At 60.1% G+C, this 25883-nt stretch carries 23 protein-coding genes and 1 tRNA gene; 7 read left to right on the forward strand and 17 right to left on the reverse strand.

Features of this window, described 5'->3' with window-relative positions; translation table 11 throughout:
* Positions 1-6: 6 nt before the first annotated feature.
* The 10 genes from ACWKWX_RS02325 to ACWKWX_RS02370 form a co-directional block, all read right to left on the reverse strand.
* Positions 7-1896, reverse strand: a complete 1890-nt coding sequence (locus ACWKWX_RS02325) for a hypothetical protein (RefSeq protein WP_483826930.1) — start codon at positions 1894-1896, stop codon at positions 7-9.
* 11 nt (positions 1897-1907) lie between these two features.
* Entirely contained in the window at positions 1908-2240 is a 333-nt protein-coding gene (locus ACWKWX_RS02330; protein ID WP_483826931.1) for a hypothetical protein, read from the reverse strand.
* The gene (locus ACWKWX_RS02335; protein ID WP_483826932.1) at positions 2233-2898 is read right to left on the reverse strand and encodes a hypothetical protein; all 666 of its coding nucleotides are present in this window, start codon (positions 2896-2898) and stop codon (positions 2233-2235) included. The genes ACWKWX_RS02330 and ACWKWX_RS02335 overlap by 8 nt, the downstream gene beginning before the upstream one ends.
* Complete coding sequence (locus tag ACWKWX_RS02340) at positions 2895-6305, reverse strand: site-specific integrase (RefSeq protein ID WP_483826933.1); 3411 nt, start codon at positions 6303-6305, stop codon at positions 2895-2897. Before ACWKWX_RS02340 ends, ACWKWX_RS02335 begins: the two co-directional genes overlap by 4 nt.
* On the reverse strand, positions 6302-7819 hold the full coding sequence (locus tag ACWKWX_RS02345) for a tyrosine-type recombinase/integrase (RefSeq protein WP_483826934.1): 1518 nt from the start codon (positions 7817-7819) through the stop codon (positions 6302-6304). The genes ACWKWX_RS02340 and ACWKWX_RS02345 overlap by 4 nt, the downstream gene beginning before the upstream one ends.
* 529 nt (positions 7820-8348) lie before the next feature.
* A tRNA-Gly gene (locus ACWKWX_RS02350) sits at positions 8349-8422 on the reverse strand.
* A 249-nt stretch (positions 8423-8671) separates the two neighbouring features.
* Positions 8672-9556, reverse strand: coding sequence for an alpha/beta fold hydrolase (locus tag ACWKWX_RS02355; protein WP_416426652.1), 885 nt, complete (start codon positions 9554-9556; stop codon positions 8672-8674).
* Between the two features lie 333 nt (positions 9557-9889).
* Positions 9890-10582, reverse strand: a complete 693-nt coding sequence (locus ACWKWX_RS02360; RefSeq protein WP_416426650.1) for a pseudouridine synthase — start codon at positions 10580-10582, stop codon at positions 9890-9892.
* Complete coding sequence (locus tag ACWKWX_RS02365) at positions 10561-10791, reverse strand: cysteine-rich CWC family protein (protein WP_483826935.1); 231 nt, start codon at positions 10789-10791, stop codon at positions 10561-10563. The genes ACWKWX_RS02360 and ACWKWX_RS02365 overlap by 22 nt, the downstream gene beginning before the upstream one ends.
* Entirely contained in the window at positions 10784-12271 is a 1488-nt protein-coding gene (locus ACWKWX_RS02370; protein ID WP_483826936.1) for a sensor domain-containing diguanylate cyclase, read from the reverse strand. Before ACWKWX_RS02370 ends, ACWKWX_RS02365 begins: the two co-directional genes overlap by 8 nt.
* A gap of 235 nt (positions 12272-12506) precedes the next feature.
* Here ACWKWX_RS02370 and ACWKWX_RS02375 point away from each other — a divergent pair, with 235 nt between their 5' ends.
* The gene (locus tag ACWKWX_RS02375; RefSeq protein WP_483826937.1) at positions 12507-12866 is read left to right on the forward strand and encodes a hypothetical protein; all 360 of its coding nucleotides are present in this window, start codon (positions 12507-12509) and stop codon (positions 12864-12866) included.
* Between the two features lie 143 nt (positions 12867-13009).
* Here the strand turns inward: ACWKWX_RS02375 and ACWKWX_RS02380 are convergent, their stop codons facing one another.
* Positions 13010-14122 carry an enoyl-CoA hydratase/isomerase family protein gene (locus ACWKWX_RS02380; RefSeq protein ID WP_483826938.1) on the reverse strand — a complete coding sequence of 371 codons (1113 nt, stop codon included), beginning with the start codon at positions 14120-14122 and terminating at the stop codon, positions 13010-13012.
* 146 nt (positions 14123-14268) lie between these two features.
* Here ACWKWX_RS02380 and ung point away from each other — a divergent pair, with 146 nt between their 5' ends.
* Positions 14269-14961: a uracil-DNA glycosylase gene (gene ung / locus ACWKWX_RS02385; protein ID WP_416426640.1), complete on the forward strand. Its 693-nt coding sequence runs from the start codon at positions 14269-14271 to the stop codon at positions 14959-14961.
* Between the two features lie 76 nt (positions 14962-15037).
* Here ung and ACWKWX_RS02390 read toward each other — a convergent pair whose 3' ends face one another.
* The 3 genes from ACWKWX_RS02390 to ACWKWX_RS02400 are packed head-to-tail and all read right to left on the reverse strand — an operon-like array spanning position 15038 to position 18034.
* Positions 15038-16540, reverse strand: a complete 1503-nt coding sequence (locus ACWKWX_RS02390; RefSeq protein WP_483826939.1) for a tripartite tricarboxylate transporter permease — start codon at positions 16538-16540, stop codon at positions 15038-15040.
* A 1-nt stretch (position 16541) separates the two neighbouring features.
* Positions 16542-17000 carry a tripartite tricarboxylate transporter TctB family protein gene (locus ACWKWX_RS02395; RefSeq protein ID WP_483826940.1) on the reverse strand — a complete coding sequence of 153 codons (459 nt, stop codon included), beginning with the start codon at positions 16998-17000 and terminating at the stop codon, positions 16542-16544.
* A 53-nt stretch (positions 17001-17053) separates the two neighbouring features.
* Entirely contained in the window at positions 17054-18034 is a 981-nt protein-coding gene (locus ACWKWX_RS02400; protein WP_416426634.1) for a Bug family tripartite tricarboxylate transporter substrate binding protein, read from the reverse strand.
* Between the two features lie 208 nt (positions 18035-18242).
* Between ACWKWX_RS02400 and ACWKWX_RS02405 the strand changes: the two genes are divergently transcribed.
* Together ACWKWX_RS02405 and ACWKWX_RS02410 are read left to right on the forward strand one after the other, a co-directional pair.
* Complete coding sequence (locus tag ACWKWX_RS02405; protein WP_416426632.1) at positions 18243-18914, forward strand: response regulator; 672 nt, start codon at positions 18243-18245, stop codon at positions 18912-18914.
* Complete coding sequence (locus ACWKWX_RS02410) at positions 18907-20286, forward strand: sensor histidine kinase (RefSeq protein WP_483826941.1); 1380 nt, start codon at positions 18907-18909, stop codon at positions 20284-20286. The genes ACWKWX_RS02405 and ACWKWX_RS02410 overlap by 8 nt, the downstream gene beginning before the upstream one ends.
* On the opposite strand, the gene ACWKWX_RS02415 is transcribed toward ACWKWX_RS02410, so the two are convergent.
* Positions 20283-21086, reverse strand: coding sequence for an HDOD domain-containing protein (locus ACWKWX_RS02415; protein WP_416426628.1), 804 nt, complete (start codon positions 21084-21086; stop codon positions 20283-20285). The two genes, ACWKWX_RS02410 and ACWKWX_RS02415, sit on opposite strands and share 4 nt — an antisense overlap.
* Before the next feature lie 42 nt (positions 21087-21128).
* Positions 21129-22070 carry a CAF17-like 4Fe-4S cluster assembly/insertion protein YgfZ gene (ygfZ, locus tag ACWKWX_RS02420; RefSeq protein ID WP_416426627.1) on the reverse strand — a complete coding sequence of 314 codons (942 nt, stop codon included), beginning with the start codon at positions 22068-22070 and terminating at the stop codon, positions 21129-21131.
* Between the two features lie 287 nt (positions 22071-22357).
* Between ygfZ and ACWKWX_RS02425 the strand changes: the two genes are divergently transcribed.
* Positions 22358-22612: an FAD assembly factor SdhE gene (locus ACWKWX_RS02425; protein ID WP_027976992.1), complete on the forward strand. Its 255-nt coding sequence runs from the start codon at positions 22358-22360 to the stop codon at positions 22610-22612.
* The gene (locus ACWKWX_RS02430) at positions 22596-23048 is read left to right on the forward strand and encodes a protein YgfX (RefSeq protein WP_483826942.1); all 453 of its coding nucleotides are present in this window, start codon (positions 22596-22598) and stop codon (positions 23046-23048) included. Before ACWKWX_RS02425 ends, ACWKWX_RS02430 begins: the two co-directional genes overlap by 17 nt.
* Here ACWKWX_RS02430 and nadB read toward each other — a convergent pair.
* Positions 23017-24633 carry an L-aspartate oxidase gene (nadB, locus tag ACWKWX_RS02435; RefSeq protein WP_416426622.1) on the reverse strand — a complete coding sequence of 539 codons (1617 nt, stop codon included), beginning with the start codon at positions 24631-24633 and terminating at the stop codon, positions 23017-23019. The two genes, ACWKWX_RS02430 and nadB, sit on opposite strands and share 32 nt — an antisense overlap.
* Positions 24634-25272: 639 nt before the next feature.
* Between nadB and rpoE the strand changes: the two genes are divergently transcribed.
* Positions 25273-25854, forward strand: a complete 582-nt coding sequence (gene rpoE / locus ACWKWX_RS02440) for an RNA polymerase sigma factor RpoE/AlgU (RefSeq protein WP_003252049.1) — start codon at positions 25273-25275, stop codon at positions 25852-25854.
* Positions 25855-25883: the final 29 nt, after the last annotated feature.

The raw sequence follows: 25883 nt of genomic DNA on the forward strand, positions 1-25883 counted from the left end.
AAACACTCATTCGACCAGCGGTGCGAGCCGCTGATAGGTCATCTTCGTTGCCTTGATCGCCTGCGGTTGATCGTGCACATACACCTGCTTGACCTCGATCTTGTAACCCGTCAGGTAGTCCATCCAGGCCTGTTTCACTGAAGGTTTGACGACCAGCACGGCGGATCTGGCTCCTGCCTTCACAGCCACTTCTGGTGACGTGGCAAAGGCCAACGACACAGTAGCGGCCTCAATGAATTCAGCTGTCAGGATGCGGTAGTGATCTCCCATCGAAACAAACAGACCCTTCACACTGACTGAGTGTATGGTGCAGATGAACGGATCCCATTTGATGCCGTACGCAGGCTGCAGCCAGATTCGGTCGTGCTTCCTGAAGTTCGCTTCTTTGGTTTCAAGAATCACAGGTGATCGAACACGGCGTAGGTGTTGGTTGATTGCTGCGACCACGGAAGGGCAGTCGCTGATGAAGATTTCGCTGGCGGACATCAGGCACCACCGTTCGGCCTGATAGACGTCGAATCGCAGATCCCTATGATCCAGTGCCTGATGCAATAGCCAATGCTGCGATTTGCTCGTGTGCTGGGATTGGATTGGGATGGCCTGGTAGTAGTTTGTTAGATCGTCCAGGAAATGGGTAGGCTGCTCCGGCAACATCGGTCGCTGATCGATCAGTATCACGCGTGAGGTCGCTGGGATTGCCTTGAGCGCCACAAGGAAGTCGCTTAAGGACAGATAGTGAGAGTCGGTCATGATGATGGTGGTGTAATCGCCAAGATCCGCCGGTAGCTGGAAAAACGGGACAGCCTCGCATTCAGTGCAGTGTGCGTAGACAGTGAGCATGGCTGATGAGTAGACAGCGACCACAGGTGCAGGCGCGTACAAAATCTGGAGAGTGCCAGACAGCTGGTTGGCAAATTCGCAAATGCTGGGTATGTCCTGAGCGGCCACCACAGAAAACCTGGAGTTGATGACTGCGGTGACTTCTTCCTGAAGTTCGGGATGGTCATGTGAGGCGATGACTTGGGTGTATCGGGAGTAGCTGAACTGAATCTCCTGAGGAGTGTAAGTGGGGAAGAATGGGCTGGCGAGCCGTTCAAGCTGCCTGCGAATTGCAACCTGGAGCATGGCGTGCGACGCGAGTTGGCAATGCTCTCCATCGACCAGCACCCAACCCCATTCAGCGCTCAGGTTGAGTGCCTTACCTGAGCCCTTGGGAAGCTCAAGTATCTGGACAAGGGTGCGCCCGCGTTGACCCTGCTCCCTGAGCCAACAAATCAAATCGAGGAGTGCTCGGTGGTCGCAGGGCAGTGTGGCGTCGGTTAATGGGGCCGCTAATCGAATCTGGTGTGACGAGCTTTCGGTCAGCAATGCTTTCAGACGACCATGAGGCTCCATGCAGGCATCCGCACCGTGGGTCTCGTAGAAGTGCTCTGCTTGCTTTTGTGAGAGCCCCCAGGACATCAACCGTTTGATGGACTGGTATCGTTGCTGTCCCTCTTGAAAGGCACACCCGAGTAAGGTGCTTTGGGGTTCGTGAAGAACACTGCGCCAAGGCCTCATGTCGTTCTGAGTGAGAGCGTTCAGAAGTTGTCCACGCTGTGCGAGATTCAGCGACTGGAGCTTTCGCTTGGCGCTCATCTTTAGCTGCAAATCATCGACAAAGAAATGACTCTCGACCAGATCTTTCCAGGCGGAGAGGTCAATGCCGCATTCCACGGCGGCCACCAGGTTTACGCCTCGACTGCGTGCTGCTGTTCGGAGCAAGTACATACGCCCGGCGATCAGCGGAAGGTCAAATCCATCGGTACGATATCGTAATGAGGAGACTCTTCCACTACCTGGGTCAACGCAGGTCGCCAGACTGACGCCATCCAAGCGATGGATCACGCGTTTCACCAGATACTTCTTCACTTGGATTCACCCAGGATGATTCCCCCCGAATGCATCATGTCTAGGTCATGGCGAGCCTTTCGGAGCTGCTGCTTCAGCTTTAAGTTCTCTTCCTTGGCCAAGATAAGCTCGACTTGCAGTCTGGATTGTTGGACATCTGAGTTCGGCGCGTTGGTTGCTGCGCCGCTCGTGCCTTCCAGGTACTGGTTCAGCAGCGCCAAGAGCTGCAGGACTTCGGGACTGCCTCGGCCCGGATAGAAAATTTGTCGGGTGGCTCCGATTCGACCTGCCAGCCAAGTTAGATCGATCGCCCCCTTCCTTAGTGGAATAGGGGCACGCTGTTCAATCATCTTCACCAACTCCTGTCTGAGTTGAAGCGCGAAGCGATTCTTCAAGCTCAGCTGTGCTAAGCGATCCAGTATGAGTGTTTCTTGCATGGCGCCAATCCAAGAAGGGTTTGCAGGTCTTCGAATCTGACAGTTCGGCAGGTATCCCAGTCATACTTGCCCGAGTCATCAATTTTCCTTTTTCAAAATAAAGGTATTGGTCTTCAGTTAGAATTGTTTCCACAAGTTTGCAGGTTGTTTCGAATTCGTGCAGAAATGAATTTGTTTTCGTAACTACTGCTACCGGGGCCGAGCGATGTGGGACATCATTCAAGATCTTTTCTAGCACAGAAATTCTATGCGTGGCCTCGCTTAGTTTTATGGTTAAGACCTCTACCGGTAGTAGCTGAGCCGAGCGCATAGACTTAGGAAGTTTCTTGCAGAGCTTAACAGCATAGGAATCGAAAAGTTCTTTCTGTGGTGTAGAGGGCTTCCTGTAAAGAGAAGGGTCAACGCGGACAATCTGCGCGACATGTTGTGCAAGGTGGTGAGCATTGTTGAAGGATTCTCCTCCCTTTACAAGAGAATCGAGGGCCGCTTTTGTCCTAGCAAGCGTTAATCGTAATTGATCCAAGCGATCGCAGTCGGAGCTAATTTTCGAGTTATATTTATCCTTCTTCACTTAGATAAGCCCTTCAAGACACTGCTGGAAGTTGCGACAATTTCAAAAATTTCGTCTGCGGAGAAATTTGTGCTTCTAAGGATGCTGCTGATCTGGCACGCTAGTACATGCTTGGCTGACGGCAAGTCAGGTACAGCCGACAGCAAATCTGGACTTTTGGCCGCCCGTTCAATCATATATGGATAGTTTGGAGAAACCAGATGTGGATACGCCGCAGAATCTAAAATGTTCGCGATGACGCGATGACGAGGATTGTCCATGTCGATGGCATGACGTTTTGCACCGCCCAGATCCCGAAACGGAGTGATCAGGCCGTTAGCGTTATCATCGTCTAAAACTTTGTTGAGTTGTGATGCTATTTCCTTGTACGAGGCTAGTTCATAACGAGCAATCGATAGCTCATGGTGATACGGCTCAATGTCCGAAGGGGGCACGTCAGCTGCGTTCAGATCACTGATTTTTTGGATTAGCGCTAAGCTTTTACTATGAGCTTGGCGCATGCAAACGTTTATGCCGGGCAGATGGTCGACTCCGTAGACTGATGCATCGCATAAGCTGCATACTCTTGAGCGGCCTGTAAATCGTAATAGCCTGTCGTGGCAGGCACCTCCAAGCATGCAGATGCAGTTGCTTTGGAATCCAGGCGTCGTGTTAGTTGTGGCGATGATATCCATGCCAGTTTCTTGGCTGTCTAGGAGAAAGAACTGATAGCTACGGAATTTTTGATCAATGATGAGTTGATCTCTATTCTCACTCCAACCCCTGACGATTGCACTGGCCGGTGAGCTGGGTGAAGGGATGTTTCCCATTAACGCTTTATATGCAGAATCAGCAAGCTGTATATTAGCTAGATTTATGTTCTCCAGCATATCCTGAGGCGTAGGCACGGTATAGTAGTCAGATGAAACTGAGAAAGACTCTATTACCTTATGTCCAGCCTGCTGGGCCGCGTAAGTCACCTCCAAATGCCCATACAAACGCATATGGGTGATCCACATCGCTCTTAGAGAGTGTGGTACGTGAACAGCGACTTCTTTCCCAGTTTCGGTGATAGCAATGAAGGAGTGCTGAGAATTATCATCTACTATCAAGTTGTATACTTGGTCAAGCCCTCTGCAAAAATGTATCCATTCTTTCGAATAGGTAGTGTCTGTAAATGGCAGGTCGTTGTTGCCCCAGGGGCTTCGGAATAAAGGACAGATCTCCCCGTATTCGTTAGGATCAGATGGATCGTTCTCGTAATACACAAGGCCGGGGGCGTGCGGGCAAACTTCGGTTTGGAAAAGCCGCTCGTCGAACAGGCTAGCCATGACATGCCCGTCGATGACTGCATCTCTAGACTTGCCAGACTTATCGGTGTTGACATGCAGCATGCACAAGTTGAAGCCATCCACTGAGCCTTGGTTGAACTCTCGATCAAATGTTCGTAAGTCGAGCCACTGGCCGTTTTGGATTCGCTGCCCTGCGAAAAGACCTACTGCGAGCATTCGTAACGTTGATAGCCATGGTACATGAATAGTTATCGTTTCTTGACGATTTGTACCAGGAATGAAGTATCCTTCAAGCCACCAATTGTAAATGTTTGGTACGGTTTTTATTTCAAATGTATAGGTTTCCTGTGGATTCTTAGAGCTGCGAACTGTAGCGGTGGTCTCAAGATTCAGTTCGATTAAGTCTAACCAATCATTGCTCTTGATGCGTGCAACGGTGTCCCGGTCTATCCTGCTGTTGAGAATATCAGCTCTCAGCTTGATGCCGATAGTGTCCAGGGCGTGCATGTAGGATTTTGCAACTATAGATGCATCACGAGGAAATGGGATTTTATCAGATTTTGAACGACCACCGCTGCCAATGCTGTCCATCTTTATGTTCACGGGGTTTGCATAGGTGCCGTCTACGTATCCATATGCTGGCCCATAAGTTCGCACCACTTCAAAGAACAAATGCACAGAATTAATAAACTGACTAGAGGTTTTTTTGGTATGAGTGAGTTCTCTCAGCTTAATCGCTGTCAATGGCATCTCCATCTCGGTATGAAGATGGTTAATGCCCTGGATCGAACACACGGTTTCCTCATCGATCAGGTCATCGCACCAGAATGACGTCCGTTCGAAATCTGCCAAGGTTTCCGGTAACTTAATATTAGACTCAGGATGTAGTTCTTTCCAGAAAGGAAGATAGCAAAATATATAGTCGAAAAAATAGCGAATGTGTTCGATCTGGGTGTTTTTGTAGCTATCGCTGTTTTTTGGTTTGTTAACTTTCTTGATGAAGGCGTTCCCAATAGTTTTCCATTGGTTGTAGTTCGACTCTATATCGATATGGCCCCTGCCTGGATAGAAGTCGTTAGAGATCCAGTCGAAATTACGCTCGCGTTTAGGTATCTCAATAAAAAGGATGTAGTCTTCTGCGGAGACGGACTTTGATAGCTCATTAAACAAATCGTCACTGGCTTGCACGCCATCTTTTGCGAAAATCGGTGTTGCATTTAATCTCGATCGTATGGTTTTTTGTTTTTGCGTAACTTTACTTTGCTTATAGCCATAGCGCTTATTGATCTTCCGGATTTCGTGGCGACGAATGTTTGGATCTGTCGATGAAATGCTCTTGGATTCCTCGGGCGTAAGTGCGAAGTGTTTTAGGTATTGTTCGTAGCTCATCGCATGATCGGACGCATTCCCAAAATGATAACGTTTAGTAGCTAGATGTAATTGGTAGCGTTCAGCGTAGAATGCTTGATCAGGCGACACAATGCCTGGGTAGGTAGCCGAAAATTTTTTAACCCATGCTAATAAAGAAAGCTTGTGACTGTTACCAATTTGGATATTTACCATGCCGGGGATGGCAGCCCAAATCTCGCTAAAATAAACATCGCCGGGTGCATGCCAGTTCGTACGGTATTGCCATCCCCTTGCTGCTACTTCAAGGTTGTTACTGCCTTGTGCGATTTGTGAAATGAACCCGTAGGTATGCTTCTGGAGGTCAGGATTCTTCTTCCATAGATGCTTCATGTCAAACGTGTAAGGAAGTGTTAATACTTTTTCCGACCATAATAAACACAGTAGCTCTTTGAAGCCGACTATCAATCCGGTTAGATCTTCCAGCATGTCTGGATAATGCCCAGACAGGTCATAATAAAGCGTATCTGCATTAAGAGCCTCCGCCTCACTTAGCGACGCTATTTTGTATATCGTATCAATGTGTAAGGGTGTTATCTTCTGTTTGGATATTAGTCTCCATAGTTTAAGAATCGCAGTCCGCTTGCGGTACTGTTTATTTTGAGTAGTCTCGATGATTTTAGTTTCTCTGCGCTTGATGCTTTCTGCCATGGTGCTGAGAATCACCCGCGTGGCGGAGTCGATTTTCTCAGGGGAAGTAATTTGAATTTCGTTAGAAAGATTAATCATGCTGCCATTCGCCTCCGCAGATCTTGCGCTAGTGCCTCATATGAATCCGCGCGCAGGCTGTCAATACTCTTGGTTTTATTCCAGATGGCCGTCATTTGATCGGCAGCGTGTATTTCAGCCATCATCACCTCATTATCAATTTTTGCATATACCATCGTCGATGAAATGTTGCGATGCCCCATCAGTACTTGGATTTCAGCAAGTGTTAGGCCGACAGTTGGTCGGCCCGGAATATAGACAAAATTTCGCGCCCAATACCCATAAAAGTGACGCAGGCTATGGGATGTGTAGGGCTGACTGTTGTTTGATGGATCGCTGATTTTTCCTTTTTGTTGTGAGGTCGCGAGCGCGCGGTTTAGTTTGTGGTTTAAAGAATTTGGCTTCAATACTTCAGCCAGCGGCATTCCGTAACTATCTGAGTTATCTGATACGAATAGGAAGTCACTGTCTGTAGTCGGTCGAATCGACAAGTAATCAGCTAGAGCATCAAAGAACAGACGCTTGAACGGTTCGAACATGTATATTATTGCGGTAGTTCTCCCTTTGAACGGGAGCTCTTTGGCGGAGGGGTCACGCAGGTGGTTGGGATCCTCCACCCGAATAGTCCGTTCTGCTAGGTTGATATCGGATTTTTTGATTGACCACGTTTCTGACTGACGCAGACTGCCGCCGCATTGAAGCAGTGCCACAACCTTCTCCAACGGATCCAAATTTTGGATTAGTGCCAGGATGTGCTGTGTAGGGAAATCTTTACGTTTCCTCGGTGGGGGAGGGCGTCCACCTCCTAGCCCGCCTTGGGCAATTTGGTACACGTTGTCTGGCTTGTCCTTGAACTCCATTATCTTGGAGCGCAACTCCTCAATCTCGGACTTCGAACGTTTCCTGTCTGCCATCAATTCGAGCTCCGTAGGTGACTCGATTTTGATGCCAGGATTGAGGAGCCTGACTCTGGCTAGCGAATCCCTAATTAGAGCTGAGTGTTTCCGGAGGAAATCATTCGCAGCAGCTTTGTACGCGAGCGCGGAGGAGGCGGTGATCGGGGTTCTTCCTAACCGTTTGGCGACTGTCCTGATGATGTAGTCATCGCTGTGGATCCCTTCGGTTAAGAACGTGTAATAGGATTCGAGCGTTTCGTTCAGGGTGTCCGGGTCTATCTGGGCCGTCCCCATTGCCCGACATTCGTAGAGGTAATCCATCAGGCCCGCGTTGCGACCGGTGTACTGCTGGTTGGTCGCGGCTGTCCGCTTCTTGCCACGCATCTTATGGATGCTGCGTGCATAGGCGTTGAATGCTGGGATCGGCTCGCCCGTAGCCGTTTCATAGAGGCGAGGTGGGTCGCAGCGCACCAGGATCACGTTCTTCAATCCAGATTGGCCTTGGTCACCGGCTTCGCCACCTGTGGCGACCTCGCTGCTTGCTGGGCCAGTGTCCAAGGAGAAATGTGAGATTAATCGCGCTTTAGGCATATATTGACAACTGTTTTTTTGCGTGGTATAAGACAGATATACACTCACGTGTAGGCGTTTGCTTGAGTTTTTCTATTCAAATATTGTATCAATCTCTAATAATTGATTGATGTATGTGTATCGTCATATTTTTAACTCTCTGATCTAAATAATTTTTCCTTTGGCACTCCCGTGCTGAGTTTGGGTTTCTCACGATAGATCGCCTCCCTACATTGGGGAGTTCGCCGGTCTGAGCCCTGGCCCTAATGAAGCTGCCTTGCACGCATTCGACGTCTGCAGCAGCGCGCGAGGTTGGCGCGCGCGTATCCTTTCCGCCAGTCATCCTTGTGGGTGCGCTGAAATCTTCCTGCGGTTTTCATGGCGTGGGAGGCAAGGGAAAGTGCTGGGTATATGAAGGATCGGATGATGAGGGGGCGGGAGGTGCGGGGTTTTGGCGGACTCGCTCACAAAAAATAGAGCGCAGGGATGCTGTTGCATTTGATTGAAAGTGTTATGGGGAGGGCGCGGGGGAGGTGGGGGGGCAACAACTGATTATGCGTAACACGTTGATTTTTATGGGGTTTTAGGAGGATAGAGGTGGAGCGGGTAGAGGGAATCGAACCCTCCTCGATAGCTTGGGAAGCTATAGTTTTACCAATAAACTATACCCGCATTGCATAAAAACTCGCTCACAAAAGCGGTTGTCCGATAAGAACCCTCGTTATCAGCTTGGGAAGCTGGAGTAATGCCATTATACGACACCCGCTGAACGCGGTTCACTTTTTACCAGAACTCGCCGGTCAATTGAAGCCTTTTATCCGCCCGAGGCGGAATTTGCCGGCCGGCCGCCGTGGTTGCCACGCTTCTTTGCCAGGTTATCGGGCGTCGAGCAGCAAGCACAGCGGTCGGCTGGCCAGGCGTTCAGATGGCCAGCGCATGGTGACCGTCGAACGGGCGGTAGCGAACACGGTTTTCCTGCGGGTTGGGCTTGAGGAAGTCCATCAGGGCCAGGCGGGTGTCGCGGCAGGCTGCCTTGTGTTCCATGTCAAGGAAGTGCCCGGTGCTCTGGATGGTGGCAAACTCGGTCCGCGCCACGTGCTGGGCGAAATGCCGTGCCTCGTGGGCAGTGGTGTATTCGTCCCATTCACCGTTCATGAACAGCACCGGCACGTTGATCTTCGCCGCGGCGTGCAAGGCGTTGCCCAGGTCGTGTTGCAGTACTTCGCTGATGTGGAAATGCATCTGCGCGTACTCATGGTCGTCCAGGCTGCTGACGTGCCGGTAGTTGAAGCGCTTGAACAACGACGGCAGGTGCTTGCCGATGGTGTCGTTGACCAGGTGCCCGACCTTGTGGCGGTCGCAACGGCCCAGGTAATGGACGCCGCGTTCCAGGTAGTCGCGCATCGAGGCATTGAGCACCGGGGAGAACGAGCTGATCACGGCCTTCTCGATGCGCTTTGGCTGGTGGGCCAAGGCCAGCAGCGCGCAGGCGCCGCCCCAGGAGAAGGACATCACGTGTTCAGCGTTGAAGTGGTCGATCAGCTCCACCAGGATCTGGCCTTCCTCTTCCTTTGTCAGTGCACGGTGGTGCACGTTGTGGGGCTTGGATTTACCGGCGTAGGGCTGGTCGTACAGCACTACGTTGAACTGAGGATGCAGATTGCGCACTGTCTGGGCAAATGACGCGGTAGTGGCCAGTGACCCATTGACCAAGATGATGGTCTTTTCAGCGGCATCCGCGCGATAGAACTCCGTGTAAACCCGATACTGACCCTGTATATCCAGCACAGCGATTTCTGGCCTCATGTCGTAAGACTCCTGGCAAAAGAAACGGGTACTCGCGCAAGCGACTCTGCACGCAAGACTCTGCACGCAATTTGTGACAGGTAGGCAATTGCCTGGGAATTTTTTGCCCATGTCGATCCGTACAATCTGGTCGACGGGTATTGTTATAAGCGGGCGATCTGCCAGTTCGCGGCCCGATGGAAGCGGCCGGTTGCCAGCAAAAAGGTTTCTTAGAATATGGTGGTGACTGCCGAGTCACATGTGGACCGACGATTGGATTCAAGCAGGCCGATGACGTCTGCGCAAGTACCGTTGGCACAATGTCAGTGAGGTTTCTGCCCGGCGGTAAGACGCCTAGATTTGCTGAATCTCTTCAGCGCGCAGCGCCCGGTACTGGCCCGGCGACAGCTCTGGATCAAGGGTTAGCGGACCCATTTGCTCACGATGTAGCCGTAACACCTTGTTTTGAAAGTGACCGAACATTCGCTTCACCTGGTGGTACCGTCCCTCGACGATGGTCAGGCGGGCACTGCGCGGCCCCAACAGCTCCAATTTGGCCGGCTGGGTGGTCAGGTCTTCGAAGGCAAAATAAATTCCGCGGGCGAAGGTCTCGATGTACTGCGCGTCGATGAGTTGCTCGGTTTCAACGTAGTACACCTTGCCCAGTTTCGTCTGCGGCTGGGTCAGGCGGCGGGACCACTGGCCGTCGTTGGTGATCAGCATCAGCCCCGAGGTGTTGTAGTCGAGGCGGCCGGCCAGGTGCAGGTCGTGCTTGTCCGGCTCATGCAGCAGGTCGAGCACCGTGGGGTGCTGCGGGTCGACCGTGGCGCTGACGCAGCCCATGGGCTTGTGCAGCATGAAGTAACGCGCCGGGCGCCCGGCTTGCAGCACCTGGTCGTCGAGCGTCACCTGGCTGAACTCGCGCACCTCATGATGCGGGTCGCCCGTGGCCACGCCATCGACGCGCACGCGCCGTTCCACCAGCAGCAGGCGTACCTGCTTGCGGTTGAGCTGCGGCAGGTTGCTCAGGAAGCGGTCGAGGCGCATGCAGGCCCTTGGGGCGGCAGTTGGTCAAGCACCTGGGCGCAACGCGGGCACAGGCAGGCCTTGTCGCGCAATGCCGCGGGCAGGGCGGCGAGTACGCTGGGGTCGATGCTTACGCCGTAGCACCAGCAGGGCTGGGTGGCGGTGCGCGGGTCGGCCAGGCTGCAGGCGTTGGGGGCGCCACAGGCCGGGCACAGGCTGACATCATTCATGACAGGATTGGGGCAACTCGCTGCGCACGCAATTGCGTCCGCTCTGTTTGGCGCGATAGAGCGCATGGTCGGCGCGGTTGAGCAGGGTGTGCAGGGTGTCGTCCAGCTGCAGCCCGGTCACGCCGACGCTGGTGGTGATTTTCAGCGATTTGTCGCCATAGGGGAAGGCGTATTCCTCGGTGTGCCGACGAATCTTCTCGGCGATCTGCAGGGCATCGGCGCCCGGGGTGGCGCGCAGCAGCACGATGAACTCCTCGCCGCCCCAGCGGCAGAGGATGTCGGAATGGCGCAGGCTGGCGCGCAGCACCTGGGCGAAGCCCTTGAGCACCTCGTCGCCGGCCAGGTGGCCGTGGCTGTCGTTGAGTTGCTTGAAGTGGTCCAGGTCCAGCAGCAGCGCCGCCAGTGGCTGGGTGTCGCGCATGGCCTCGCTGATGGCCTGGGTGGCCAGCAGGTCGAAGCCGCGGCGGTTGGGCAGGCCGGTCAGGGTGTCGCAGGTGGCCAGCAGCTCCAGGCGCTGCTGGTAACGGCCGATCACGCGCTTGAGCAGGGCCAGCACCAGGGCGGTCACCAGCAGGCAGATCATCAGATTCAGGTACAGCGACTGGCGGATGTCGCCCAGGGCGTTGTCCTCGCGCTTGTCGACGAACAGGTACCAGTCCAGCTCGGGAATGAAGCGCACGTTGAGGAAATGCCGGGCGCCGTCGGCCAGGTATTCGTGGTTGCCGCTGCTGGGCAGGGGCATCTGCGCCAGCAGCTGCTCCAGCCCTGGCACGGCGCCCAGGGCCTGGCCGCTGCGGGCGCCCTGGGGGCCGCCGTGGGTGCCGGTGAGCACCACCTGGCCCTGGCGGTCGACGAAGTACACACGGCGCTGGTAGCGCTGCTCGTAATCCTCGATCAGCTTGACCACGGCGTTCACCTGCAGGCCCACGCCGGCCGCCCCGATGAAGCGGTCCTGGTAGTCGAACACCTTGTAGTTGATGAAGATGGTCAGCGCGTCGTGGTTGGCCATGTCGACGTCGACGTTGATCTCGTAGGGCGTGGCCATGTCGCGCACGCGGAAGTACCAGGCGTCGCGGGGCTCATGGGGCTGCACCTTCTTCAGCACGCCCTTGGCCTGGTAGTAGGTGAGGCTGGCGTTGGATACGAAGAAGGCGGTGTAGGCGCCGTAGTGCGTCATCACCTCCTGCAGGTAGCGGGTCATCTGCTGCGGGTCGCGCTCGCCGGCCAGGACCCAGTCGCGCATGAAGGTGTCGCGCGACATCATCGAGGAGATCAGCACCGGGCGCACCAGGTCTTTCTGGATTTCCGAGTACACCGTGTCGCTGGTCAGGGGCAGCTCGGTGTTGACGATGTTGTCGCGGATCGAGCTGCGCGAGGCGTAGTAACTCAACAGCGAGGTCAGCACGAAGCCGCTGGCAAGCAGCACCACCAGGGTCAGGATCAACGAGCGCTGGGACAGCGAGGCAAGGCGGGGCGGCATAGCAAATCCATTGGCTGTAGACCGGTGCGGCATTCTAGGGGAAAGCGAGGCCGTGCGGGAAATGCTGGCCTAAAGTACGAGACGGCAATTGGGAGTGTTTCGATGTTGTAGCAAATTATTTCCGTGATGGCACTGAGTCGGGTTTCGCCTGTCTTAATCTATGCCGATCGCTATATTTTGCTCGGCGCCGACCAGCGTCGCTGGTTCGAGCTGTCCAGCGGTCCGGGAGGCCGCCATGAAAACGAGACTTCTGCTGCTAGTGTTGCTGGGTCTGTTGACCACTGCTTGTGCACCTTACGAGGGGCCAGCCTATTACCGCACCGACGTGTATGCCGGTGGTGCCTATCCCTACGGCTACTATCCCTACGGGTCGACGTACTACAACTCCGGTTACTACGTGCGTTCGCCGCGTTATTACGCGCCGCCGCCTCATTACTACCGCCCAGGGCCCGGCCCTGGCTGGGGTGGGCCGGGCTGGAACGGCCACCGGCCGCCCCCTGGCCCACCACCAGGCCGCGGCCCTGGCCGGGGCAACTGGCAAGGGCATGGTGACCATGGCAACCACGGCGGGTTTGGTGGGCCTGGGCGGCGCTAATGGCGCACTGGAAGGGCGCGAAACACTGTAGCCGCTGCCGCCAGGCTGCGCTGGCCCATACAACCGCTGGAGATCTTCAGCGGCCCTGATGGCCAGCGCAGCCTACGGCAGCGGCTACGGTGTGGTGTAGCTGCCGCTGAAGTTCAGTAATCAGACAAATCTGCCAGCGGATGCCGGCCTTCCCACGCCTTGCTGAAATGCGCGTCCACCACCGCTTGCGGGATGCTGGTGACGTCGGGCCAGTGCCAACGCGGCTTCTGGTCCTTGTCGATCAGCCGCGCACGCACGCCTTCGCTGAACTCGGGGTGGCGGCAGCAGTTCAGGCTCAGGGTGTACTCCATCTGGAACACCTGGGCCAGGGACAGGTAGCGCGCCCGCTGGATCTGCTCCCACACCAGGTGTGCGGTCAACGGGCAGCCTTCTTCAAGGGTGTGCGCAGCCTTCGCCAGCAGCACGTCGTCGCTGTGGCGCTGGTGCACCAGCGCGCGCCAGGCGCCGGCCACGTCGCTTGTGTCCAGCAGGCTGTCGATGCGCGTGCGCCGCGGCAGCCACTGGGCTTCGGGCAACTCGCCCAGCGCTTCCTGCTGCAGCGCCTTGAGCAGGCTGTTGAGCTGCACGGCGGTCTGTTCCTGCCAGTTGAGCTGCAACAGCCCCTCGATCAGAGCGGGTTGCTGGTCGTCGCGCAGGAAGCGGTCGGCCAAATCCAGGTCGAGGGCGTCGCGGCCGTTGATGTGCGAGCCGGTCAGGCCCAGGAACAGCCCCAGCTTGCCGGGCAGCCGTGACAGGAACCAGCTGGCGCCCACGTCCGGGTACAGGCCGATGCTGATTTCCGGCATGGCCAGGCGGCTGCTGGGGGTGACGATGCGGATATTGGCGCCCTGCAGCAGGCCCAGGCCACCGCCCAGCACGTAGCCATGGCCCCAGCAGATCAGCGGCTTGGGGAAGGTGTGCAGGCGGTAGTCCAGACGGTATTCGCCGGCGAAGAAGTGCGCAGCCAGCGGCGGCACCTCGCCGGGGTGGGCGCGGCACGCCTGCACCAGGCTGCGCACGTCGCCGCCGGCGCAGAAGGCCTTGGCACCGTTGCCGCGCAGCAGCACGCAGACAATCTGATCGTCCTTTTCCCAGCGTTCCAGCTGGTCGTTGAGGGCCTCGACCATGGGCAGCGACAACGCGTTGAGGGATTTTTCGGCGTCCAGGGTGGCCACGCCAAGGCGCGCGCCGTCGACGCCGACAAGCTCTTCGAATTGCAGATTCATCCTGACCTCTTGAGTGACGCGAATGGGGCAGTGTCCAATTCAGCAGTATGGCCCGCCGTCGGCACGGCGTCAGTCTCCGGTTACATTGATTGACAATCAGGGGCGGCTTTCCTAGTGTCCGCCCCATTGTTTGCCAGGCTATGCCCATGACCACCGACGACCGCATCAAACTCGAACCCAGCTGGAAACACGCCCTGCGTGACGAATTCGACCAGCCGTACATGAACCAGCTGCGTGAGTTCCTGCGCCAGGAACACGCCGCCGGCAAGGAAATCTACCCACCCGGCCCGCTGATCTTCAACGCGCTGAACCTGACGCCGCTGCCGCAGGTGAAGGTGGTCATCCTCGGCCAGGACCCGTACCACGGCCCGGGCCAGGCCCACGGCCTGTGCTTCTCGGTGCAGCCGGGCATTGCCACGCCGCCGTCGCTGGTGAACATATACAAGGAATTGAAGCGCGACCTGAACATCGACATCGCGCCCCATGGCTGCCTGCAGCACTGGGCCGAGCAGGGCGTGCTGCTGCTCAACACCACCATGACCGTGGAGCGCGCCAACGCCGCGTCCCATGCGAAGAAGGGCTGGGAGTCGTTCACCGACCGCATTATCCAGACCGTCAGCGACCAGCAGTCGAGCGTGGTGTTCCTGCTGTGGGGCGCCCATGCCCAGAGCAAGCAGAAGCTGATCGACAGCAGCAAGCACCTGGTGCTGACCTCGGTGCACCCCTCGCCGCTGTCGGCCTACCGCGGCTTTATCGGCAATGGGCATTTCAGCCGCACCAACAAGTTCCTGCAGCAGAGCGGCCTGGCGCCGATCGACTGGCAGTTGCCGCCCGTGTGATGCCATCGCGGCCAAGGCCGGCTCCTACCACGGACAGTGTAGGAGCCGGCCTTGGCCGCGATGCGGGCAACGCGGTCTAGGCAACAGCCGACACCGCGCGCTTGCGCCAACGGCGCAGCAACGGCAACAGCAGCATCAGCGCCGTCAGCACCCACACCCCCGCCGTGATCGGGCTGGACCACAGGATATTCAGCGCCCCGTCCGAGATCGACAACGCGCGCCGCAGGTTCTGCTCCATCAGCCCGCCCAGGATGAACCCCAGCAGCACCGGCGACAGCGGGAAGTCCAGCTTGCGCAGGATGTAGCCGAAGATACCGATGCCCACCATCAGGAACAGGTCGAAGGTGGTGGCATGCACCGCGTACACGCCGATGCCGGTGATGATCGCGATGACCGGCACCAGCGCCCAGTTGGGCACCGAGAGGATGCGCGTGAAAATTCGGATCATCGGGATGTTGAGGATCACCAGCATGATGTTGGCGATGAACAGCGAGGCAATCAGGCCCCAGACGATGTCCGGCTGCTGCTGGAACAGCAGCGGCCCGGGGGTGATGTTGTACAGCGACAGGGCGCCGATCATCACCGCCGTGGTGCCCGAGCCGGGCACGCCCAGGGTCAGCATCGGCACCAGGGCGCCACAGGCCGAGGCGCCGATGGCGGTTTCCGGCGCCGCCAGGCCGCGCTTGTCGCCCTGGCCGAAGGTGCCGCTGGCGCCGGCCATGCGCTTCTCGGTCATGTAGGCCACGGCGCTGGCCAGGGTGGCACCGGCACCGGGCAGCACGCCCATCACGAAGCCCAGCAGGCCGCAGCGGATGTTCACCACGAACACCGAGGCCGCTTCCTTGACGTTGAACATCATGCGCCCGGTGGCCTTCACGGCTTCCTGGCCGCGGTGGGTCTTCTCCAGCAACAGCAGAATCTCGCTGACCGAGAACAGCCCCAGCACCAGCACCACGAACTGGATGCCGTCGGCCAGGTGCACGTTGTCGCCGGTGAAACGGTACACGCCGCTGTTGGCGTCGATGCCCACGCAGGCCAGGAACAGGCCGATCAGCGCGGCAATGAAGGTCTTCAACGGCCGGTCGCCGGCCATGCCGCCCAGGCAGACGATGGCGAACACCATCAGCACGAAGTATTCGGCGGGCCCGAAGGCAATGGCCCATTGCGCCAGCAGCGGCGCGAACAGCACCATGCCGCAGGTGGCGATGAACGCGCCGATGAACGAACTCCAGGCCGACAGCGACAGCGCCACCCCGGCCAGGCCCTGGCGGGCCATGGGGTAGCCGTCGAGGGTGGTCATCACCGTCGAGGCTTCGCCGGGGATATTGAGCAGGATCGAGCTGATGCGCCCGCCATATTCGCAACCCAGGTACACCGCTGCCAGCAGGATCAGCGCCGACTCGGGTGGCAAGCCCAGGGCGAAGGCAATCGGGATCAGCAGCGCCACGCCGTTGATCGGCCCCAGGCCCGGCAGCAGGCCGACCACGGTGCCGATCAGCGTGCCGCACAGGGCAGTGACCAGGTTGTAGGGGCTCAGGGCCACGCCGAAGCCCTGGCCCAGGTAGCTGAAGGTATCCATGTCAGTTCTCCAGTACGTCGAGCAGGCCCAGGGGCAGGGGGACGTCCATGGCCTTGTCGAACAGCAGGTACAGGGCCACGCTCATCAGGCTCACCACCACAGCGCTGGGCAGCCAGCGGCCGCCGTACAGGCGGGCCATGGGGATACCGGTCAGCACGCTGGCAAGAATGAACCCCAAGGGTTCGAAGGTGCCGGCGAACACCAGCAACAGCACCACGCAGGCGCCGATCTTGCCCAGGGTGGCGCGGTCCAGTGGCGGTGCCTCGTCGCTGTGGATGATGGCGCTGGGGCGCACGGCCATGTACAGCAGGCCTGCGGCCATCAGGCCCAGCATCAGCAGTGGGTAGGCGCGCGGGCCCACGGGTTCGTAGGAAAAAGCGGCCTGGTAGGGCCAGGCCATCACCGCCAGCGCGGCGCAGGCCAGCAGCAGGGCAATGGCAAACAGTCGTTGCAGGGCCATGGTCGAAACTCCTTGGCGAGAGGGGGCTGCCTCGGGACGAGGCAGGCCGCAGGTCACTGCACCAGGCCGAATTCCTGGGCCAGGGCCTTGTACTCGGTTACCTGTTTCTTCACGTAACCGTCCAGCTCGGCGCCGGTCATGGCGAAGGGGAACAGCGCGCGCTGGGTGCGCAACGTGGCGAAGTCGTCGGACGCCAGCATCTGGTCGAACGCTGTTTTCCACCAGTCGTATTCGGCATCGCTGACCTTTGGCCCCAGGTAGAAGCCGCGCACCACCGGCCAGACGATGTCGTAGCCCTGCTCGCGGGCGGTGGGGATGTCTTTCATGCCCGGCTCGTCGATGCGCTTGTCGGCAAACACCGCCAGCATGCGCATGTCGCCGCTCTGGATGTGCGGCATGGAGTCGGAAATGTCCGTACTGCCCACCTGAATGTGCCCGCCCAGCAACGCGGTGGCGATTTCACCGCCGCCTTCCAGGGCCACGTAGCGCAGCTGGCGCGGGTTGATGCCGGCGGCCTTGGCAATCAGCGCAGTCTGCATCCAGTCCTGGCTGCCGACCGTGCCGCTGGCACCGATCACTACCTTGCCGGGCTCTTTTTTCAGCGCCTGCACCAGGTCGTCGAGGTTCTTGTAGGGCGAATCGCTCTTCACCGCGATGGCGCCGTAGCTGGTGCCCACCGCCGCCAGCCAGCGCACTGCGTGTTCGTCAAAACGACCGAACTTGCCCTGGGCCAGGTTCAGCAGCGAACCGCTGGACCAGGCCACCAGCGAGCCGCCATCGGCCGGGCGCTGGGCGACCACGGCGTTATAGGCCACGGCGCCCACGCCGCCAGGCATGTAGGTGACGCGCATGGGTTTGGTGAGGATTTTCTCGTTGACCAGGGCGCTTTGCACCAGCTTGCAGGTCAGGTCGAAACCGCCGCCGGGGGAGGCCGGGGCAATGCATTCGGGGCGCTTGGGTTCGGCGGCGAACGCCGTGTTGGCCAGCAACAGGCAGCTGGCCGCCAAGGCCAGCTGGCGCAGGGTAGGGCTCATGTGATGTCTCCAGTTCTTGTTCTTGTTATGGCGAAAACGCATCGTGGCGTCTTGCGCGGCAGGCCCATGGCGGACCCGTCGTGGCTCGATCCTAGGGGCTCAACCTTTCGCCAACCTTTCAGCCGAAAATTGCCCTTCGCAGCCCTTCACAGCCGTGGATCGGGGCGTACACTGCCGCGTCGATACCTACAACAAGAGATACCTGACCATGCGCGTCCTACTTGCCGAAGACCACTTGCCGCTGGCTGAAAGCGTGGCCCAGGCGCTCAAGCATACCGGCCTGACGGTGGATGTGCTGCACGACGGCGTGGCCGCCGACCTGGCGCTGGGCAGCGAGGAGTACGCCCTGGCCGTGCTCGACGTCGGCCTGCCGCGCATGGACGGTTTCGAGGTGCTGGCGCGCCTGCGCGGGCGTGGCAAGCACCTGCCGGTGCTGATGCTGACCGCGCGCAGCGACGTCAAGGACCGCGTCCACGGCCTCAACCTGGGCGCCGACGACTACCTGGCCAAGCCCTTTGAGCTCAGCGAGCTGGAGGCGCGGGTCAAGGCGCTGTTGCGCCGCAGCGTGCTGGGTGGCGAGCGCCAGCAGCGCTGCGGCGCGCTGGTGTACGACCTGGAGACCCGGCGCTTCACCCTCGGCGATGAGTTGCTGACCCTGACCTCTCGCGAGCAGGCCGTGCTCGAAGCCCTGATCGCCCGGCCGGGGCGGGTGATGAGCAAGGAACAGTTGGCGGCCCAGGTGTTCGGCCTGGACGAGGAGGCCAGCGCCGACGCCATCGAGATCTACGTGCACCGCCTGCGCAAGAAACTCGATGGCCAGGCCGTGGCCATCGTCACCTTCCGCGGCCTGGGCTACCTGCTCGAAGGTCGCGATGCGTAAGCTCGACAGCCTGCGCGGGCGCCTGCTGTGGAACCTGGCGTTGCTGCTGGTGGTGCTGATGCTCGCCAGCGGCCTGAGCGCCTACTGGAACGGCCGCGAGGCCGCCGACACCGCCTACGACCGCACCCTGCTGGCGTCGGCGCGGACCATCGCTGCCGGGCTGTCCCAGCGCGACGGCAGCCTGAGCGCCGACGTGCCCTACGTGGCGCTGGACACCTTCGCCTACGACAGCGCCGGGCGCATCTACTACCAGGTCAACGACATTCACCAGCAGCTGATCTCTGGCTACGAAAACCTGCCGGCACCGCCGCCGGGCACGCCGCGCACCGACGACTACCCGGCGCTGGCGCGTTTCTACAACGGCCGCTACCTGGGCCAGGACGTGCGCGTGGTCAGCCTGCTCAAGGCGGTCAGCGAGCCGGAAATGAACGGTATGGCCGAGATTCGCGTGGCCGAGACCGAGGAGGCGCGCATCCGCATGGCCCGCGGGCTGATGGCCGACACGCTGCTGCGCCTGGGCATGCTGGGGCTGGGCGCGCTGATGCTGGTGTGGTACGCGGTCAGCGCCGCGCTACGCCCGCTGGAACGCTTGCGCGCCGAGGTTGAAGCACGCCAGCCTGATGACCTGCGGCCGTTGCCGGTGGTCAGCGTGCAGCGCGAACTGGTGCCGCTGGTGGCCTCGCTCAACCACTTCACCGAACGCCTGCGCGGGCAGTTCGAGCGCCAGGCGCAGTTTATCGCCGACGCCGCCCACGAGCTGCGCACGCCGCTGGCAGCGCTGAAGGCGCGCATTGCCCTGGGCCAGCGGGCCGAGCAGGGCGAGGTGTGGCGCCAGACCCTGGACGCCGCCGGCCAGGACGCCGACCGCCTGACCCACCTGGCCAACCAGCTGCTGTCCATGGCGCGGGTGGAGAACGGTGCCCGCGCCATCGCCGAGGGCGGCGCCCAGCGCTTGGACCTGAGCCAAGTGGCCCGCGAACTGGGCATGGCCATGGCGCCCCTGGCCCATGCCCGTGGCGTGGCCCTGGCGCTGGAGGCCGAGCAGCCGGTGTGGCTGCGCGGCGAGCCGACGCTGCTCAACGAGCTGCTCAGCAACCTGCTGGATAATGCCCTGGCGCACACGCCGGTGGGCGGCAACGTGATCTTGCGGGTCAGCGCCCCGGCCGTGCTGGAAGTCGAAGACGACGGGCCGGGTATTCCCGAGGGCGAGCGGGGCAAGGTGTTCGAGCGTTTCTACCGGCGCAGCGCCAAGGGCTCGGGGTTGGGCCTGGCGATCGTCGGCGAGATCTGCAAGGCCCACCGGGCGCAGATCAGCCTGCACGATGGCGCGCAGACCGGCTTGAAGGTGCGGGTGAGTTTTGTCGCCGATTAGCGGAACATCGCCATCGCTGCGTCCAGCTCGAGCCTGTCCAGCGGCACTTCGTCGCCCACGCCCAGGTGCTGGTAGGCCGCCAGGTCAGGCAGGCGATGGACGTCATGCTGGCGCAGCAGCCGGGCGATCTGGATCAGCCCCGTGTAGTCCAGCTGAACGCTGGGGCGGTTGAGGTCGAGGTATTCGCCCGGCACCTGCACCAGCGCCTGGGAAAATTCCCACTCGGCGAGGATCTTGCTGCCCAGCACCGGCTGGATGCGCTCTATGACGTGGTTCAGGCACACCGGGTCGGCCAGCAGCTCATTGTGTTCTTCGGCGTAGGTGAGAATCGGCAGCACGCCGATCTGGTGCACCAGCCCGGCCAGCGCCGCCTGGTCCGGCTTGAGCCGGGTGTAGCGGCGGCACAGCTCGTAGCTGATGCCGGCCACTTCCAGGCTGGCCTTCCACACCTCATGCAGCTTGGCCTGCACCACGGGTGCGCGGGCGTTGAAGATCTGCTCGATCACCAGGCCAATGGCCAGGTTGCTGCTGTAGTTGATGCCCAGGCGGTTGATGGCGCCGGTCAGGTCGGTGACTTCCTGGGTGGCGCGCAGCATCGGGCTGTTGACCACCTTGATCAGCCGCGCCGCCAACGCCGGGTCGCGACCGATGACCTTGCCCAGGGCAGGAATGCTGATATCGACGTCCTCGGCGGCCTCGCGAATCTGCAAGGCCACTTCGGGCAGGGTCGGCAGCACCAGGTCATCGTTGGCGATGGCCGTCAGCAAATGCTCTTGGACTGTCTCGGCCAGCTCGCTCATGGGGACTTCCTGGACGCGGTCGCGGGGGCGGGGCAATGTAGCCTAGCGTTGGATCTCGCGGTCGCGATCCAGTTCATAGGGCAGGTCCAGCAGGCTCAGGCGCGGGCCTTCCGGGCTGCCCAGGTGCAGGTTGCCGTCTTCCACGGCGTCGGCCTGCAGCACGGCCAGCAGCTCCACGCCTTGCTCGGCAGCGGCCGCCAGGGCCACTTCGCCCACGGCGCTGGCGTGGTTGGGCGAGAACAATGCGGTGCCTGGCGCCGGCGGCTGGCCGTCAGCCAGCGACAGGCGGTACAGGCGGCGCTTGAGCTTGCCCAGGTACTGCATGCGCGCCACGATTTCCTGGCCGGTGTAGCAGCCTTTCTTGAAGCTGACGCCACCCACGGCCTGCAGGTTGAGCATCTGCGGAATGAACGTCTCGCGGGTTTCCGGCATCACCTGGGCGATACCGGCGCGCACCTGGCCCAGCAGCCAGGCGTCCAGCTCGCCCTGGGGCAGGTGCTGCGCAAGCTGCTGGCGCACGGCCTCGGCCTGCTCGGCTGGCACCCACAGCTCGGCACGCTGGGGCGACACGCGCACGGCGATCAACGCTTCGTTGCGGGTGGCGACGTTGCTCTCTTCGCCCAGTTCCAGGCCCAGGGCCGCCAGCGCCGGCTGGCCGTCGACCAGGCCGAAGCGCACCCAGGCGTCACTTTCGTCGGTGAGCTTGGACTTGGAGAACACCGCGTACTTCTTCAGGTCCGCCAGTTGCGGCTCCACCAGCTCGCGGGCCATGGCCAGCAGCACGCCATCGCCTTGCAGCAGGATGCGGAAGCTGGACTGCATGCGGCCCTTCTGGGTACAACGCGCGCCCAGGCTGGCGTACTGCTCGGTGAGGTAGTTGATGTTGCAGGTCAATTGACCCTGCAGGAACTTGCCGGCATCGGAGCCGCGTACGGCGAGGACGCCTTCGTGGGACAGCGCGCAGAAAAAAGCAGAATTGGCCATGGGGCATCGCAAGGGCTAAAAGACTGGGCTCCATCATAGAGCGCTGCCGGGAAAATAGGTAGGTGACTATGGTTGAACAGCGTGTTGGTGCCGGACGCCGCCTGCGGCAGCTGCTACGGGTTGGAGGTGTGCCGCAGGCCGGCGCCGAACCGGATCGGTGGCACCCCGCACACCTGTAGCAGCGGCCGCAGGCCGCGTCCCGCGCACCCCACACATATATAGACATGCGTCCAAGTGCCGCGCGGCGCAGGTCGCTGTATACTGCGCGCCTATTTGAGGAGCGCTCCATGGTCGAAGATATTGAACTCAACCGGCTCTACTGGCATAGCCGCCGCGGCATGCTGGAGCTTGACGTGTTGCTGGTGCCTTTCGTCAAGGAGGTGTACCCCAGCCTCAATGACGTGGACCGCGAATGCTACCGCCGCCTGCTGGAATGCGAAGACCAGGACATGTTCGGCTGGTTCATGGAACGCACCGAATCCGAGGACCCGGAGCTGCAGCGCATGGTTCGCATGATCCTGGACCGTGTCCAGCCCAAGTAAGCTGTTTCATTGCCGCTGGCACGCCTCGCGGCGATTGCTGGCGGCCTACCTGGCGGCACTGGGGCTGGCACTGTTCAGCCTGGTGCTGCTCGATGCGCCGTTCGCCTGGCGCGGCCTGGGCATGTTGATATGCCTGGCCCACGCCGCCTGGCACCTGCCCCGCAGCCTTCTGCTCAGCCACCCCCACGCCTGGCGCGCCCTGCGCCGTGATGCCGGCGGCTGGGCGCTGTGGAACCGTGGCCAGGGCTGGCAGGCGGTGCAACTGCTGCCCGACAGCATGGCGTTGCCGGGCCTGGTGCTGCTGCGCTTCCGCCTGCCGGGGCAGTGGTGGCCGCGCAGCCTGTGCCTGCCCGCCGACACCCTGGGCACCGACGAGCATCGGCGCCTGCGGGTGCGGCTCAAGTTCAGTCGTCGAAGGTGGGCGGCACCAGGATAGTGTCCAGCGCCTCGGGCAGCATCTCCGGGTAATCCAGCGTGTAGTGCAGCCCGCGGCTTTCCTTGCGCTGCATGGCCGAGCGGATCATCAACTCGGCCACCTGGGCCAGGTTGCGCAGCTCGATCAGGTCGCGGCTGACTTTATAGTTGCTGTAGAACTCGTCGATTTCGTCCAGCAGCAACCGCACCCGGTGCTCGGCACGTTGCAGGCGCTTGGTGGTGCGCACGATGCCCACGTAGTCCCACATGAAGCGCCGCAGCTCGTCCCAGTTGTGGGCGATGATCACGTCTTCGTCCGAATCGGTCACCTGGCTGGCGTCCCACTGCGGCAGGCGCTCGGGCAGCGCTGTATGCGGCAGTTGCTCGACGATGTGCGCGGCGGCGGAGCGGCCGTACACGAAGCATTCGAGCAGCGAGTTGCTGGCCATGCGGTTGGCGCCGTGCAGGCCGGTGAAGGTGGTTTCGCCGATGGCGTACAGGCCGGGCACGTCGGTGCAGCCGTGCTGGTCGATCATCACGCCGCCGCAGGTGTAGTGCGCGGCCGGCACCACCGGAATGGGCTGGCGGGTGATGTCGATGCCGAAGGCCAGGCAACGCTCGTACACAGTGGGGAAGTGGCTGGTGACGAACTCGGCCGGCTTGTGGCTGATGTCGAGGAACACGCAGTCCACGCCCAGGCGCTTCATTTCATGGTCGATGGCGCGGGCGACGATGTCCCGTGGCGCCAGCTCGGCGCGCGGGTCGAAGCGTGGCATGAAGCGTTCGCCGTTGGGCAGTTTCAGCACCGCGCCTTCGCCGCGCAGGGCCTCGGTCACCAGGAAGCTCTTGGCCTGGGGGTGGTACAGGCAGGTGGGGTGGAACTGGTTGAATTCCAGGTTGGCCACCCGGCAGCCGGCGCGCCAGGCCATGGCAATGCCGTCGCCGCAGGCGCCGTCGGGGTTGCTGGTATAGAGGTAGACCTTGGCCGCGCCGCCGGTGGCGAGGATGGTGAAGCGCGCGCCGAAGGTGTCGACCTCGCCGGTGTTGCGGTCCAGCACGTAGGCGCCCAGGCAGCGGTCGCCGGCCAGGCCCAGGCGCCGCTCGGTGATCAGGTCGACCGCCACGCGCTGTTCCAGCAGCTCGATGTTGGGCCGCAGGCGGGCCTGGGCCAGCAACGTCCGGAAGATCGCCGCGCCGGTGGCGTCGGCAGCGTGGATGATGCGCCGGTGGCTGTGGCCGCCCTCGCGGGTCAAGTGGAACTCGAAGCTGTTCTCGTCGTGGGCCGGGTCGTCGTCACGGGTGAACGGCACGCCCTGGTCGATCAGCCACTGGATGGCCTCGCGGCTGTGCTCCACGGTGAAGCGCACCGCGTCTTCATGGCACAGGCCGCCGCCGGCGTTGAGGGTGTCCTCGACGTGGGACTGCACGGTGTCGGTGTCGTCGAGCACCGCGGCCACGCCGCCCTGGGCCCAGAAGGTGGAGCCGTTGGACAGGTCGCCCTTGCTCAGTACCGCAATGCGCAAATGCCCGGGCAGGGTCAGGGCCAGGCTAAGCCCGGCGGCACCGCTGCCAATCACTAGAACGTCGTGTTGATACTGCTGGCTCATGTCTTTATTCCGCGGGGGCGACTATTGTTTTCGGCGCAGTCTCCTCCAAGCGGCCCTGCGCGCGCAATCCTCACTTCGTAGCGGTTGGTACAGGACGCCGCCTTTGGCAGCTGCTACTGGCGCATGAGCATCGCGGATCGGTCATGGGCTACTAGTATATAGAGGGGGGTATCGGCACAATAGCCAAGCCTTCATGGCGTTGTGGAACTATACCGTTGGTCGGGCTATCTGATACACGAACCGACGGATGGGGCGCTTGCGCCTGATCGACCGTGCTTGAGCCTTGTTTCATGGCTGAAACACCGGCGGTCAACGCACAATCGCGCAATGTCCGCGGGCGATCCCTGCAAATACCGGGAACTTTATTCAACACCCCGGTATCCATAGACGGTCGCCCATGAGAAGGAAAACGGCGTCGGCTTTATGTGGGGCTGAAGTCGCTGGCCACTGCAAGCGGATTCGACGACAAGATTATTGACGCAGCCGGCCATGACCGCGCTGCGGTTTTCGTGCAGGTCAAATCATGGCGTGCAGGAAACTTGCTTGGAGGGGAGAACTTTTGCGAAAAGCCCGAGTCTATGATTGCAAGCCTGAACGATGGCTTAAGCAATGCTCCTCCCGGCTCAACGAGGAGTGTTCATGCTAACCCAGGAAGAGGATCAGCAACTGGTCGAGCGTGTTCAACGCGGCGACCGGCGAGCTTTCGATCTGTTGGTGCTGAAATACCAGCACAAGATTCTCGGGTTGATCGTGCGATTCGTGCACGACACCCATGAAGCCCAGGACGTGGCGCAAGAGGCCTTTATCAAGGCGTATCGGGCGCTTGGCAATTTCCGCGGTGACAGTGCCTTTTATACATGGCTGTACCGCATCGCCATCAACACGGCGAAAAACTACCTGGTGTCCCGCGGTCGTCGGCCGCCAGATAGCGATGTAAGTTCCGAGGATGCCGAGTTCTACGACGGCGATCATGGCCTCAAGGATCTGGAGTCTCCGGAGCGCTCCCTGTTACGAGATGAGATCGAGGGCACCGTCCACCGGACCATCCAGCAACTGCCAGAAGATTTGCGTACGGCGTTAACTTTACGTGAATTCGACGGTCTGAGTTACGAGGACATTGCCAGCGTCATGCAATGCCCGGTGGGTACCGTGCGATCTCGGATTTTCCGCGCTCGGGAGGCCATAGATAAAGCCCTGCAGCCTTTGTTGCAGGAAACCTGAGACAGCGGCGACAGCCAAGAGAGGAACCG

The organism is Pseudomonas imperatae (genome assembly GCF_057128625.1).